The 11,808-nt window shown below is 68.1% G+C and carries 13 protein-coding genes and 1 pseudogene; 7 read left to right on the forward strand and 7 right to left on the reverse strand.

Features of this window, described 5'->3' with window-relative positions; genetic code table 11:
- Nucleotides 1-36: 36 nt before the first annotated feature.
- Nucleotides 37-579 carry a hypothetical protein gene (locus ACM6LU_RS18795; protein ID WP_414938998.1) on the reverse strand — a complete coding sequence of 181 codons (543 nt, stop codon included), beginning with the start codon at nucleotides 577-579 and terminating at the stop codon, nucleotides 37-39.
- On the opposite strand from ACM6LU_RS18795, the gene ACM6LU_RS18800 reads away from it, so the two are divergent.
- A complete protein-coding gene (locus ACM6LU_RS18800) occupies nucleotides 578-997 on the forward strand; it encodes a hypothetical protein (RefSeq protein ID WP_414938999.1) in 420 nt (139 codons plus the stop codon). The two genes, ACM6LU_RS18795 and ACM6LU_RS18800, sit on opposite strands and share 2 nt — an antisense overlap.
- A gap of 13 nt (nucleotides 998-1,010) precedes the next feature.
- Here the strand turns inward: ACM6LU_RS18800 and ACM6LU_RS18805 are convergent, their stop codons facing one another.
- A complete protein-coding gene (locus ACM6LU_RS18805) occupies nucleotides 1,011-1,547 on the reverse strand; it encodes a helix-turn-helix domain-containing protein (protein WP_414939000.1) in 537 nt (178 codons plus the stop codon).
- Nucleotides 1,548-1,614: 67 nt separating this feature from the next.
- Here ACM6LU_RS18805 and ACM6LU_RS18810 point away from each other — a divergent pair, with 67 nt between their 5' ends.
- Entirely contained in the window at nucleotides 1,615-2,955 is a 1,341-nt protein-coding gene (locus ACM6LU_RS18810; protein WP_414939001.1) for a M20/M25/M40 family metallo-hydrolase, read from the forward strand.
- Complete coding sequence (locus tag ACM6LU_RS18815; protein ID WP_414939002.1) at nucleotides 2,952-4,262, forward strand: MFS transporter; 1,311 nt, start codon at nucleotides 2,952-2,954, stop codon at nucleotides 4,260-4,262. The genes ACM6LU_RS18810 and ACM6LU_RS18815 overlap by 4 nt, the downstream gene beginning before the upstream one ends.
- Here the strand turns inward: ACM6LU_RS18815 and ACM6LU_RS18820 are convergent.
- Genes ACM6LU_RS18820 through ACM6LU_RS18830 form a run of 3 tightly spaced genes read right to left on the reverse strand, consistent with a single transcriptional unit; the run spans nucleotide 4,240 to nucleotide 6,649 of the window.
- Nucleotides 4,240-4,614, reverse strand: a complete 375-nt coding sequence (locus tag ACM6LU_RS18820) for a MerR family transcriptional regulator (RefSeq protein WP_414939003.1) — start codon at nucleotides 4,612-4,614, stop codon at nucleotides 4,240-4,242. The two genes, ACM6LU_RS18815 and ACM6LU_RS18820, sit on opposite strands and share 23 nt — an antisense overlap.
- Nucleotides 4,611-6,068, reverse strand: coding sequence for a DHA2 family efflux MFS transporter permease subunit (locus ACM6LU_RS18825; protein ID WP_414939004.1), 1,458 nt, complete (start codon nucleotides 6,066-6,068; stop codon nucleotides 4,611-4,613). The genes ACM6LU_RS18820 and ACM6LU_RS18825 overlap by 4 nt, the downstream gene beginning before the upstream one ends.
- Entirely contained in the window at nucleotides 6,065-6,649 is a 585-nt protein-coding gene (locus tag ACM6LU_RS18830) for an NADPH-dependent FMN reductase (RefSeq protein WP_414939005.1), read from the reverse strand. Before ACM6LU_RS18830 ends, ACM6LU_RS18825 begins: the two co-directional genes overlap by 4 nt.
- Nucleotides 6,650-6,781: 132 nt before the next feature.
- On the opposite strand from ACM6LU_RS18830, the gene ACM6LU_RS18835 reads away from it, so the two are divergent.
- From ACM6LU_RS18835 to ACM6LU_RS18845, 3 genes and pseudogenes are all read left to right on the forward strand, one after another.
- A complete protein-coding gene (locus tag ACM6LU_RS18835; RefSeq protein ID WP_414939006.1) occupies nucleotides 6,782-7,078 on the forward strand; it encodes a VOC family protein in 297 nt (98 codons plus the stop codon).
- Nucleotides 7,078-7,375: pseudogene (locus ACM6LU_RS18840) on the forward strand (metalloregulator ArsR/SmtB family transcription factor); the annotation flags it as partial. The gene ACM6LU_RS18835 and the pseudogene ACM6LU_RS18840, both read left to right, overlap by 1 nt.
- A gap of 751 nt (nucleotides 7,376-8,126) precedes the next feature.
- The gene (locus ACM6LU_RS18845) at nucleotides 8,127-8,897 is read left to right on the forward strand and encodes an SGNH/GDSL hydrolase family protein (protein ID WP_414939007.1); all 771 of its coding nucleotides are present in this window, start codon (nucleotides 8,127-8,129) and stop codon (nucleotides 8,895-8,897) included.
- On the opposite strand, the gene ACM6LU_RS18850 is transcribed toward ACM6LU_RS18845, so the two are convergent.
- Nucleotides 8,888-9,460: a TetR/AcrR family transcriptional regulator gene (locus ACM6LU_RS18850; protein ID WP_414939008.1), complete on the reverse strand. Its 573-nt coding sequence runs from the start codon at nucleotides 9,458-9,460 to the stop codon at nucleotides 8,888-8,890. The genes ACM6LU_RS18845 and ACM6LU_RS18850 overlap by 10 nt on opposite strands.
- Nucleotides 9,461-9,769: 309 nt before the next feature.
- On the opposite strand from ACM6LU_RS18850, the gene ACM6LU_RS18855 reads away from it, so the two are divergent.
- Nucleotides 9,770-10,696 carry a hypothetical protein gene (locus ACM6LU_RS18855; protein ID WP_414939009.1) on the forward strand — a complete coding sequence of 309 codons (927 nt, stop codon included), beginning with the start codon at nucleotides 9,770-9,772 and terminating at the stop codon, nucleotides 10,694-10,696.
- 14 nt (nucleotides 10,697-10,710) lie between these two features.
- Here ACM6LU_RS18855 and ACM6LU_RS18860 read toward each other — a convergent pair whose 3' ends face one another.
- Complete coding sequence (locus ACM6LU_RS18860) at nucleotides 10,711-11,793, reverse strand: SAVED domain-containing protein (RefSeq protein WP_414939010.1); 1,083 nt, start codon at nucleotides 11,791-11,793, stop codon at nucleotides 10,711-10,713.
- Nucleotides 11,794-11,808 lie beyond the last annotated feature (15 nt).

An 11,808-nucleotide genomic window follows, 5' to 3' on the forward strand; every position in this document is an offset into this window, starting at 1 on the left:
AGAGGGCCGTCCCGTCCGGGGCGGCCCTCTTTCGTTCTACGGAGTCCACGTCTCGCCGCCGAGGTCTGACGGTTTCGCCGGTTGAGCGTCACCGCCGAACGCTTCGGCGGCGGCGTGGGCACGTAACTCTTCGATTTCGTCGATCTGCCGCCGGGCCCGCTCGAGCAGGTCGTCGAGTCGGCCGGCGTCGATGCGTGGGTCCCTGTCGGCGCGCACCCGCAGGGTTCGCCACCCGGCGGCCTTGCCTTCGACGCCCAGCCGTAACGCTTCGAACTCCACGACCCTGCTCAGCGGGGATCTGGACACGAGCCGCCCGTTCGGCTTGAACCGCGCCGCCTTCTCCGCCGCCCAGGCCGCGACTGCCTTGTAGCGGCGGACCGGGATGTCCAGCGCCGCCATCACCGTCAGCAACGCGGCACGGTCATCCGCGATCTCGTGGGCCAGTTTGCCGAGCACACCGCTGGGATCCCGGTCGCTTTCGGCGACGCGCTTGGCGAGTTCGGTTCCGGCGATCGCGCCCGCCAGATGGTCGTTGAGGTAGATGCCGAGCAGGGCCGAGTCGGGGGAAGAGGTGTGCATGACCGACGCGTACCCGATCCGCAGGTGTCGAAACCGGGCGTGGTTCGTGGCCGAGGAGCGCAGGCTCTGGTTCCACACTCCGGTGTCCGACGACCGGCCGACGCCGTTCCTCGACGCGGCTCGGGGCAACCTTGAGGTCGCTGTCATGGTCGCGACGTTCGACCCGCCCGATGACGTCCGCCAGGTGCGGATGACCGGGCCCGCGAGGCTGGAGACCAAGGACGTGGCGCGGGTCCGCCGCAGCTACGAGCGCTACCTCCCCGGCTGGTCCTCTGGCTGGGAGGAGCACGCGGCGTCGCCGGACGCGCTGCTGTGGTCGATGTCCCCGGACCGGGGGATGGCCGTGACCTACCCCGCCTTGGAGAACCGGCCGGTGTTCCGCTGGGCGAACGCGGCGGAAGGACCGTTCGACTCCTGAGGAGTCCGCGAGGCTATTCGGGAGATTCGTGGCGTTCGGCGGCGTTCCACAGGATGGCGATGGGTGCCTGGCCGGGCTTCTCGCGTCCGGCGAACTCGTCGATGAGCGCGTCGATCCTCCTGTTCAGCTCGGCCTGGTCGCCGGGATCCAGCCGCAGAACGGCCCGCCGGGTGTGCTGGGGGACCGAGGGGTCGTTTTCGCTGATCTCCGCGCGGTGTGCGTCGAGGATGGCGAGGTCGACTTGGGCCGTGAGGTGACGATCGTTCGGCGGCTCGAGGTTGAGCCGCCAGGTCTTCTTGGTCGCCCGGTAGGGATGTTCCCAGGCTCCTTTGTCTCCGCGCCGTGGGGTCTCGGCCACGAGAAATCCCGTCGAGGTCAGTGCTCGCAGCCTGCGCAGCAGCGTGGCCGGTGCGACGTCGAGGCGTTCGGCGAGTTGCTGGTTGGTCCAGGCCGTGTCGACACACAACCGCAGGATGCGCCAGCTCAACGGGTGGGAGAGCGCGCGCAACTCTTCAGGCGTCGCGGCTGGTTGCTCGGGCTGTCCGGCCATTGACAGGAGTGTAATCGATTCGCATACTCAAAATCAATTTCATGCAGTGAAATCGATGGGAGTCGGCGTGGACTCGGTCAAGGAATACGTGCATCGGCACCGGTTGCGGCATGAGCGGGAGCTCACCGACTGGGTCGCGGTACCCAGTGTGAGCGCCACAGGAGAGGGCATGGAACGTGCTACGCCGTACGCGCGGGAGTTGCTGGAACGCAGCGGGCTGAGCGCGCGGGTCGTGGACACCGGAGGCTGGCCGATGGTCGTCGGGCACGCGGCGGGTCCGGCGGGCAGCCCGCATGTGGTGATTTACGGGCACTACGACATTCAGCCGGCGGGGCCGTTGGACGAGTGGCACAGTCCGCCGTTCGAGGCGAGCGTCCGCGACGGCCGGATGTACGGGCGTGGCACCGCCGACAACAAGGGGCAGCACCTCGCCCAGCTCCTCGCTCTCCGCGCACTGCGCGAGATTCACGGGGGACTGCCGTGCTCGGTGACCGTCGTGCTCGACGGCGAAGAGGAGATCGGCAGCCCTCATCTGACCGGCACACTCGCGGCGATGCGGGAGGAGCTGGGCGCCGATCTAGCGCTGTGGAGCGACGGGCCGGTGCATGACAGTTACGAGCCGACGGTCATGCTCGGAGTGCGCGGGGTGGTGGCCTTCGAGATCACCGTGCGCGGCGCGGACAGCGCGCTGCATTCCGGAAACTGGGGCAACGTCGCGCCGAACCCGGCCTGGGAGCTGACCTGGTTGCTGTCCACCATGCGCGCACCCGACGGCCAGGTCACCATCGACGGCTACGACGCGGGCGCGACGCCCTTGACCGACGCCGAAATCGATGCGGTCCGAGCACTGCCGATCGACACCGCCGCGATGCTGGCGGGGGCGGGACTGGACCGGATGGACGTCGGCAACGGACACGACGTCAACGAACGTCTCGCGATGCCGACGTTCACCATCAACTCGTTGACCTGCATGGACAACAACGAGCATCGGACGGTCATCCCGTCGGTCGCGGTGGCCCGGTGCGACATGCGGCTCGCCTGCGGGCAGCGGGCCGAGACGGTCATCGACGCGGTCGGCGCACACGTCCGCAAGCATCTACCGCACGCCGAGCTGCGGTTCGGGGCGACCATGGAGGCGTCCCGCACCCTGCCGGACGCGCCGTATGCCGATCTCGTGCTGCGTGGAGTGACCGAGGCACACGGGAAGCCGGCTCTGGCCGTCCCGGCGCTGGGCGGCAGCCTGCCGATCGCGGCCCTCACCGACGGTCTGGCCCTGCCCTGCTACGGCATCGCGCTGGCGAACGTCGACGAGCGCAACCACGCGCCGAACGAGAACTTCGAACTCCATCGGTTCCACCAGGGCATCGCGACCGCGGCCAGTGTCCTGTCCAGCATCGGCCGCCGATGAACGCGACAGTACGGCTCGTCGCGGCCGCCTCGACCGGGAACATGCTGGAATGGCTGAGCTTCACCGCCTACGCACTGGTCGCCGACCTCATCGCGCGGCAGTACTTCCCCTCGGCCGACCCGATGACCTCGTTGATGTTGGCGCCGGGTACGGCCGTGGCCGCCTACCTGGTCCGGCCGCTCGGCGCGGTGGTGCTCGGTGTCTACGCCGACCGGGCCGGACGGCTGGCTGCCCTGACCATGGCCATCCGGCTGATGACCCTCGGTTCGTTCCTGATCGTGGTCCTGCCCGGCTACCAGGAGATCGGCGTGTTCGCGCCGATCGGGATGCTCCTCGCGCTGGTGATCCAAGGATTCTCTGCGGGCGGTGAGTTCGGCTCCGCCACCGCACTGCTCGTCGAAAGTCACGCCGGGCGGCGTGGCTTCATGGGCAGCTGGCAAACCGCCAGCCAGGCGTTCGCGGTCCTGCTCGCGACCGGACTGCTCGCGACCACGAGCAGTGCCCTGAGCCCGGCGCAGTTCGACGCGTGGGGCTGGCGGATACCGTTCGTGGTCGCCCTGCTCCTCGGCCCGGCCGGCTACTACATCCGCACCCGGCTTCGAGACTCGCCCGAGTTCACCACCGCGCGCGCCGCGCCCGCGTCCGGACCACCGCGCCCACTTGCCGACCTCCTGCGGAACGACAAGGCGCGGGTTCTGCTGGTCATGGGCATGATCGCGATCTCGACGGGATTCTCCTACCTGATCACCTACATGCCGACGTTCGCCATCCGGCAGCTCGGCATGTCACCGTCGACGAGTTTCACCGCGACGTTCGTGACCGGTGTCGTCCTCACCGTGCTCACCCCCGTCGCCGGACATCTCTCCGACACCGTGGGGAGAACCCGGATGCTCACCGCGGCCGCCGTCGTCATCGCGCTCATCAGCATTCCGTTGTTCCTGCTCATCCGTGCCGTACCGTCTTTGGTCGTCCTGGTATCGGCCTTGGCGCTGATGGGTCTGGTCAAAGCCTGGTACGCGGGACCCCTGCCCGCGTCGATGGCCGAAATGTTCCCGGTCGGCACCCGGGGCACCGGGCTGTCGATCAGCTACAACCTCGGCGTCATCCTCTTCGGCGGACTCACCCCGGTGGCCATCACCCTGCTGATCTCGGCCACCGGGTCCACGCTCGCGCCCAGCTATTGGATCACCGCGCTCGCGGTACTCAGCTGCGCCTGCGTGGTGCTCGCCCGTCGATACCGGCAGCCCGCTCCCGCCGCCGATGAACCCAGGGTCACCCCGGAAGTCAAGGCTCCCTTCGACTCCTGAGGAATTCGAGCGTCCGGTACTCGTCGACCACCGCGGCGAGTTCGGCGATACGGGCCTGCCCGGCCTCGATGAGCCGTTGCCCGGCGGCCGTCCACCGTTCGAGGTCGGGGGACATCGGCGGGATCTCGGCCAGGATCTCCGCGCTTTCGGCGAGACTGAGCCCGACCCGCCGGGCGGCGACCGCGAGCCGAATCCGGCAGATGGCGTCGACCGTGAACCGGCGCGCGTTGCCCGCGGTGCGCTCGGCGGTGATGACGCGGTAGCGCTCGTAGTACCGGACGGCGTTGGCCGAGACCCCCGCCTTGCTCGCGACCTCGCCGATGGTCAGCGTGGCGTCGATCCGTGTTGTCATACCGCACTCCGTACCGTGGTGGGTTCCGTCATCGGGACGGCCGGGGCGGGCCGGGTCCTCAGCCTGACCACCAGGGCGATCACCATGACCGCGAGGACTCCGGCGAGGGTCACACGGTACCCGGAGACGACCTCCGCGATGAGTGTCGTGCCCGCCCCCGGGTCGCTCAGCGCCGCGAGACCTCGCCCTCCGGTGGCCGCGGCGGTGAGCCCGGTGAACACCGCGCTCACCGCCGCGGTGCCGACCGCGGTCGCGATGGTGCTGGCCAGGGGGAGGATCGCGGAGCCGGACGCGAGATCCGGACCGTGCAGGTTCCGGCCGGCGCTGACGATGGTGGGCATCATGATCGCCCCGGTGCCCGCTCCTTGGAACACTCCCAAGATCGCCAGCACCGTGTACGGCGTTTCCGGCGTGAGGACGAGCATGGTCAGTCCGGTCGCGGCGATCGCCAGGCTCAGCCCGGTCCCGACGATGATCCGCGGGCCGAACCGTTCCAGGACACGGGCGGCGAACTGGATGCTGAGGCCCATCCCGATCGTGGCCGGCACCATCATCAGCGCGCTGACCAGGGTCGAGTCGCCACGCATGAGCTGGATGTAGGCGGGCATCAGCAGCATCGAGCCGAAGTACGGCGCGGCGTACAGGACGAGGACGACGGTGTTGCGCCCGAAGGTCCGGTCACGCAGCAGACGGATGTTCAGCAGTGGCGCGCGATGGTGCCACGACCGGCGCGCGAACACCGTCATGAGCGCCAGTCCGGCGGCGACGATCGCCACCCGGGCCACTACGCCGGTCGTCTCTTCGCTGAGGCCGTAGGTCACCGCGACGACACCGGGGACGAGCAGCAGGCCGCCCACGAAGTCCATCGGGGTCCGTTCGGCCGACGGCGTCCCGGCGGGCACCCAGCGCAGCACGCCCACGACGGCGAGCAGGGCGGGCGGAACGGTGATGAAGAACAGTGCCCGCCACGACAGGCTTTCCAGCAGGACGCCGCCGAGCAACGGGCCGAGGATCGGCCCGATCAGCAAGGGCAGCCCGGTGATCGTGGTCATCCGGCCCCGGCGTTCCGGGGCCACCGCGCCGAAACCGATGGTCATCCCCAGCGGATTGATCAGACCGCCGGCGAGGCCCTGGACCGCCCGCGCGGCGATCAGCCACCCGAGATCACCGGCGGCTCCAGCGGCCGCGGACGCCGCCGCGAACACCAGCAGCGCGATCAGGTACACCCGGCGCGCTCCCCAGCGTTGCGCGAAGGTCGCGGCGAGTGGCATCGCCGCGACCATGCCGAGCGCGTAGGCGGTCACGATCCACTGGATCGTCGTGAGCGACGCGGAGAAGGTCGTCATGAACTGCGGCACCGCGACGGCGACGATCGTGGTGTCGAGAACGGCCATCAATCCGCCGAGCGCGATCACCGCCGCGATGCGCAGTTCCTGTCCGGTCAGCCGGTTCATGCCGCACTCGCCTGTTCCGCGACGCGGCCGGCGCGCAGGGTGCGGGCCCACCAGTCCAGCTCGGTCATCGTCGCGGTCAGCGCGCCGCGCTCGCCTTCGGTGGCTTCGTACCCATTCGGACCGAGACGGGTCCACGGGGCGTTCAACAGCACCGCGTCGCGGGTGGTGGTGGCCCTCAGCTCGGGGAAGATCAGCCGCAGCTGCTCGATCGCGCGGATGCCGCTCGAGCCGGCGCCGTAGCCGACGAACGCGACGGGTTTGTACGCCCATTCCTCGAAGTGCCAGTCGATCGCGTTCTTCAGCGCGGCCGGGAAGCTGTGGTTGTACTCCGGGGTGACGACCAGGTAGGCGTCCGCGGCGTGCAGCCTGCCGCTGATCGCCGTCTCGGTGCCGCCGGGCCGCGTTCCCCGCAGCGGGAGATCGACGTCGGCGAGATCGATCGGGTCGACCTCCAGGTTGTCGATCGCGGCGAGTTCGGTCAGTAGCCAGCCCGTGATGGCGTCGGCGAACCGCTCGTGCCGGACGCTGCCGATGATCACGGCGAGGCGAAGTGGGGACTGTGCGGTGGTTTCTGTGCTCATGTCGATGACGCTAAAAGCTCGTCCATAGGCGAGCTCAAGCCGTTGCGGCCCTGGTCACGATTCCTGGACCTCTACAAAGGTCGAAGTTGTAAGGGTTGACATGTAGGGAAATGCCTACGTACTGTGCCGGGTATGAACATCGACCGGATCCAGTTCCTCACCGTGCCCGTTTCCGATCAAGCCAAGGCGCGGGACTTCTACGTCGGCAAGCTCGGTTTTGATCTGCTCATCGAGGTCAGCGGGCCGTTCGTCCTGGCCGACCGGCCCGTGGGCGATCTCGACCACGACGCGTGCGTGCATCTCCAACCGACCACCACCGACGTCGATGTCGAGGAGATTCCTTGGGGGCGTGTGACGTCCCCGAAGGATCCGGACGGCAACGGGATCGGGCTGCTCGAAGCTTCGAGCTACAGGAACCGGCCGCGCTGATGCCGGTCAACGACGACGTCTTCGCCGCACTCGCCCATCCGGCCCGGCGCGAGGTGCTGGGCATCCTCCTCGAAGGCCCTCGGGCGGCGGGGGAGATCGCCGAACGCTTCGACATGCGGCGCCCGAGTCTGTCGGAACACCTTCGGGTGTTGCGGGAGGCAGGCCTCGTCCGAGAAGAGAGGCAGGGCCGCAATCGCGTCTACTCCCTGGAAGCCGCGCCGCTGCAAGAGGTTTCCGACTGGCTTTCGCCGTATGAGCGGTACTGGCGCGGCAAACCGGGGCAACCTGCGTGACCTGCCCGAACCGGACCTGCTCGAACGCCGGCTGCGGATGCCGAACGACATCGAACCGGTGGTGGGCCACCGGTTCGCACTGCTCGCGGATCCGGTGTCCGCCGCGGGTTTCGCGGGCGGCCCGATCGCTTGCGAAGTGCTGGCCGTCGAGCCGGAACGGCTGCTCGGCATCAGCTGAGTGAACCGACATCTTCTTGCCTGCTCGGCGACACACTCACGCGTCCCCTGGTCCGCCTTCCGATGGGTGCGGCCGGGGTGACGGTCCGAGGACGCGCGACAAGTCCGTTGTGGTCGCTGGCCATGGCAAATCACGGTAAGTCCGGTGGCTGTCGTTCGGTCACGACCAAGTCCCGACCGATGCCGATGACGATCTCGCCTACCGGTCCGACGCACACCGCTCCGAATGCGTCGGCGTATTGGAGGACCGTGGTCTGTTGAGAAGCAGAAAGGTCCCACACACGCACTGTCCCGTCTTCGCGGTGGGCGTTACAGGACCTCGCCCGCCGACGCAGAGCGAGTTCGAGTTAGTTCGAAGCGACGCCGATCGGGCATTCAGGTGAGGCGACGAGCCCGGTGTACGGGTGCCGCTCGGCGGGCTGAGGGCGCTGACGAGATGAGACGAGGGAACGCGTGCTGGCCAACGCCCACGTCCACACGGCGAGCAGCCAACGCCCTGGGCAAGGGGGCCGACCAGGCCAAGCGCTTCCATCTGGGTAGCATCCGGGTATGTCATCACCGTTTAGGGGACCGATCTCGTGCTCCGTGCTACTAGCTACCGCTTAGTTTGTCTTGGCGATTCCTTCACCGAAGGGGTCGGCGACGACGATCCGTCGTTCCCCAACGGCGTCCGCGGCTGGGCCGACCGTGTCGCGGGCCAGCTCGCGGGCAACTACCGGGACTTCCGCTACGCCAACCTCGCGATCCGCGGCAAGCTCCTCGGGCAGGTCCTCACGGAGCAGCTCTCTCCCGCGCTCGCGCTGAGCCCGGACCTCGTGACGCTGTACGCCGGCGGCAACGACCTGATGCGACCCAAGGTCGACATCGACGCTCTCCTCGACGACTATGACGCCGCGGTCGGCACGATCGTCGCCACCGGAGCGCGCGTCGTCCTCTTCACCGGTGTCGACGGGGTCGAAGACGCGCTGTTCCGCAGGATCCGGGGCCGCGTCGCGATCTACAACGAGCATGTCCGGGGCATCGCCGCACGGCACGGGGCGCTGCTCGTGGACATGTGGGCGATGCGACAACTCCGGGACCGGCGTCTCTGGGCTCCCGACCGCCTGCACCTGAACTCGTCGGGGCACAACGAAATCGCCATCGCCGTCCTCGACGCGCTCGGCGAACCACACAAGCTGACATCCGCCGAGCTGGGGTCGCGGTTGCCGCTCAGCCCGCAGGCGCGGCGCACCGAGAACCTTCAGTGGGGCAAGGAACACGCCGTGCCATGGATCAAGCGCCGGCTACGCGGTGAGTCCTCGGGCGACGCGCTCGCGCCGAAGCGACCGACGATGGACCCCTACGCCTGACGCGGCCGGAGCCCGTCGAAGAGGATGCAGATCGTCCGGGTCCGTAACTCGGGCCCGGCGTGCTCAGCCGCCTTCGCCGTCCCGATGATCACCGGGATCAGTGCATCGACGCCGAGGTCCTTGCGGACGTCGCCGGTGTCCTGCGCGCGGCTGAGGAGTATGCCCAGCGCGTCCTTCAGGCGGACGCCAATAACCGATCCTGCCGACGGCACGCTGACTCCGGCCGCTGACAGAGCTTCGAAGTAGGCGTTCTTGGCGTCTGCCATCTTGATCCAGCCGGTCAGAAACCCGAAGAACGCCGCGCCCGGATCCGGCGATTCGGCGGCGACGGTTGCTTCCGCTTCGTCGGCGAAGCGGTGCAGACGCGCGTAGAGAACCGCCTCCAGCAGGGCTTCTTTCGTCGGGAAGTGCCGGAACACCGTGCCGACTCCGACACCTGCTTCGCGGGCGACTTCCTCGGTCGGCGCACTGGTGCCCTTGGCCGTGAAGACGCGCTCCGCGGCCTCCAGCACCCGTGTCCGGTTACGGCGGGCATCGGCTCGGAGCGGTTTCTCGTCCGTCACAGCGGGGATCTTAGACCTGAGGTCAACGGCCAGTCGGGCGGCTGGGTCATGAGTGATGAGTCGCGTTCGAGCGGACAGGTATTTCGCCTACATCGTCACGGGTTCGCACCGCTCCAGCTCGAGCGGCACCGGATGACCGCCGGCACGGAGTCGCGTTCGCGGGTACCACCGTCACAGCCCGGAACGGTCCTTTTTGGACAGTAAGGCCAGGCTTATCCCGGAAAGTCCAAAGAAACATGCGCTCCGGCGGTGTTCTGAAGAGTTCGGACGACATTGCCGAGGGGGCGGTGATGTGTCAGCATCGTCGACATGACGGTCAGGGATGCCAGAATGGCCACTTTTGTCTTCCTGAGGGATCGAATCCACGGACTGCTGGCGTCCACTGGCTGCGGCTTCGACGTCTACCCGCATGGGTCCTTCATGAAGGGTACTCAAATCGATCCGTACGGCGACGTCGACGTGGTGGTCGAACTTTGTCACCCGGTCGTGCCCGAATGGCGGGGCGGCTTCGAGCCGGCCCCCGGTACACGGTTCGGCAAACGGGTGAAAGGCCGAACGCCCACTCCGGAGTTCCTGTGGTTCAAGGAAACCATCGCGCAAGCGCTGAGCTACGACTTCGAGATGATGTCGCCGGGCCTCGGCGCGATGGTCGCCTGGGGCAAGGTTCAGCGGGTGCTCAAGGTGGCGCCGGTCTTCCCCGGCCACGTCAACGCCGATCTGCTGGTCTGCCAGCGGTTCCTGGAGACGCCGCCCGTGTCCCTGAACACCGCCGATCAGGGAGTCATTTTCTGGGACGGATACGGTGAACTGCAAGTGAGTCATCCGAGGAAGTACATCGCGAAAGTCAAGGAAAAGGACATGCGCACCGACGGCATGTTCACGCAACTCGTCCGGCACTTGAAAGCGAACCACGTCGGTCTCAAGCATCATGGCGGCGGAGGCGGGCGTTCGTCCATTCCGGGGCAGAACGTTCCCATGGACTCATCGCTGGGAGTTTCCTCGGCGACGCTGGAAATGCTGGCGTACGGAGTTCCTAACGACCTTTACTCTTCCCGGAGCCTGAACGCGACACGGAAAAAGGTGAGAGCCCATCTTCGCGGTGTCGCCGAGACCGAACGCTCGCGTGAGTCCTTCGTGCCCTGGGATCTCGTCAACGACACGACCTATTCGCACTGGATCGAGTTCATGCACGGAGGATTCAGGATGCTGCTCTCGAACGAGAAGATGTGGGCCTGACGATCAAGCTCGCGTCAGAACGAGGCCGGGAAGGGAAACGGTTCGTAAGAGTTGCTCGTCGCGTCGAAGGTGAACGCCGTCCACCGGCCGTGCTCCGGCGACGCCAGCCGGGCACCAAGTGCGACCGCGATCGCGACCGGCCCGCTGAGGAAGATCGCGTGCCCGCCGGTGCGAGCGCCGGACGGCAGCGGCGCCTCCCGCCAGGCGCGGCAGGTCTGCTCCACCGCGCCGGTGAAGGTCGCGGTGTCCTCGGTCAACCGTGACGACGAAGTCCGGAGCCGCAGGAGGTAGCCGAAGCCGTGGCGGCGGCAGGACACCATCACCTGGTCGAAGAATTGGTCGCCGCGGCCCTGCAGGTCCATCGCGAGGGCTACCTTGTCCGGGTCGCCGCCATCGAGGGCTTCCAGCCTGTCGACGTCCAGCGGTTCGACGCGTGACTCGATCGCGCGCAAGGATGTCGCGGGGAAGTACGCAGGCTCGCCGTCGGCCTGCCGGATGGCGTGCACCAGCACCTCGCGGGCGTGGGTGTGGCCCAGCCGGGAGCCGAACCAGAACGCGACGTGCAGCGGCATGGTCGGGATCAGGTTGAGCCGGACGGCGTCGGGAGTCAGGCGTTCGGCCATCGTGGTGGCGGACAACGTCTCGTCGGCGAGGGCGTCGACCAGTTCGCGGTCCCAGGCGCCGTCACCGGCCAGCTCGAGGCCGACCTTCAGCGTGATCGTGCACGTGCTCTGACTGAACTTCTCCGCCTGTTGCCCCAGTTGCCGGGCTCGTGCCTGCCCACGCCGTCCGTCCGACGCGGTGACCACGATGCCGACCCGCACTCGGCGACGGGCCCGGTTCCTCGACCAGAGGCCCAAGGCGACCATGGCGAGCCCGGCGGCGAACGCCAGGACGAACCACCAGCGCCCGGCGGGCTCGCCTGCCAGGAACGATTTCGCGGCCTCGACCCCGAAGCCGCCCGCCGCCATCCCGCCAACGGTGAGTTGCGCCGTGCCGTCGGTGACGGCTGTCCACCGTCCGGTGGAGCCGCCGGAAGTGCCGCCGGAGCCGACGACCGTCAGCCGGGGCGAAACCGGCCGTCCTGAACCTGTCACCACGACCATCCGTTC

It is taken from the genome of Amycolatopsis sp. cmx-11-51 (assembly GCF_047608665.1).
In the GTDB taxonomy this organism is placed as follows: Bacteria; Actinomycetota; Actinomycetes; order Mycobacteriales; family Pseudonocardiaceae; genus Amycolatopsis.

Coding starts and splice junctions, on each gene's coding strand:
- ACM6LU_RS18855 (WP_414939009.1), top strand. CDS start 9,770: ATGACGGTCAGGGATGCCAGAATGGCCACTTTTGTCTTCCTGAGGGAT.
- ACM6LU_RS18805 (WP_414939000.1), bottom strand. CDS start 1,547: ATGGCCGGACAGCCCGAGCAACCAGCCGCGACGCCTGAAGAGTTGCGC.
- ACM6LU_RS18800 (WP_414938999.1), top strand. CDS start 578: ATGACCGACGCGTACCCGATCCGCAGGTGTCGAAACCGGGCGTGGTTC.
- ACM6LU_RS18795 (WP_414938998.1), bottom strand. CDS start 579: ATGCACACCTCTTCCCCCGACTCGGCCCTGCTCGGCATCTACCTCAAC.
- ACM6LU_RS18820 (WP_414939003.1), bottom strand. CDS start 4,614: ATGACAACACGGATCGACGCCACGCTGACCATCGGCGAGGTCGCGAGC.
- ACM6LU_RS18835 (WP_414939006.1), top strand. CDS start 6,782: ATGAACATCGACCGGATCCAGTTCCTCACCGTGCCCGTTTCCGATCAA.
- ACM6LU_RS18830 (WP_414939005.1), bottom strand. CDS start 6,649: ATGAGCACAGAAACCACCGCACAGTCCCCACTTCGCCTCGCCGTGATC.
- ACM6LU_RS18825 (WP_414939004.1), bottom strand. CDS start 6,068: ATGAACCGGCTGACCGGACAGGAACTGCGCATCGCGGCGGTGATCGCG.
- ACM6LU_RS18815 (WP_414939002.1), top strand. CDS start 2,952: ATGAACGCGACAGTACGGCTCGTCGCGGCCGCCTCGACCGGGAACATG.